This window comes from Parasutterella secunda, assembly GCF_016901835.1.
Taxonomy (GTDB): Bacteria; Pseudomonadota; Gammaproteobacteria; order Burkholderiales; family Burkholderiaceae_F; genus Aphodousia; species Aphodousia faecavium.
This window is the reverse complement of record NZ_JACJKX010000047.1, coordinates 1-526: the sequence shown is the minus strand read 5'-3', so window position 1 is coordinate 526 and position 526 is coordinate 1. Positions and strand designations below refer to the sequence as shown.

General features: G+C 47.3%; 2 tRNA genes and 1 rRNA gene. All 3 read right to left on the bottom strand.

Annotation, left to right across the window (positions count from 1 at the left end):
- Positions 1–206: 206 nt before the first annotated feature.
- Positions 207–282: transfer RNA gene (locus tag H5985_RS09275), tRNA-Ala, on the bottom strand.
- A gap of 12 nt (positions 283–294) precedes the next feature.
- A tRNA-Ile gene (locus H5985_RS09270) sits at positions 295–371 on the bottom strand.
- A gap of 70 nt (positions 372–441) precedes the next feature.
- Positions 442–526: ribosomal RNA gene (locus H5985_RS09265) — 16S ribosomal RNA — on the bottom strand; the annotation flags it as partial.

Sequence of the window (526 nt, the reverse complement as noted above, 5' to 3'; positions counted from 1 at the left end):
TTTGAATGCAATCACAACCCGTTTCCAATCAATCCATCTCAGACTCTCATGAAATCCAAGACTTCTTCTTGATTGAAACGCTTTGTTTCACCAAATTGTTAAAGAACATTGACTCTTTCGAGCGAGTTTGAAATTCTATCACACTCTTCTCGATTTGTCATTTAAAAAAGCTCGATTTTTTCGAACTTCTCTTAAATGACAGATCGTGGTGGAGCCGAACGGAATCGAACCGATGACATTCTGCTTGCAAAGCAGACGCTCTACCAACTGAGCTACGGCCCCGTCTGTTTTGCCTGGTGGGTCAGGAAGGATTCGAACCTTCGACCCCCGCCTTATCAAGACGGTGCTCTAACCGACTGAGCTACTGACCCAGCACACCAAACTCATTCAACAAACCGATAAGTGTGAGCATCGCGCTTCATGCGGACGACTTTTCTCTAGAAAGGAGGTGATCCAGCCGCACCTTCCGGTACTGCTACCTTGTTACGACTTCACCCCAGTCATGAAACCCACCGTGGTCGCCGCC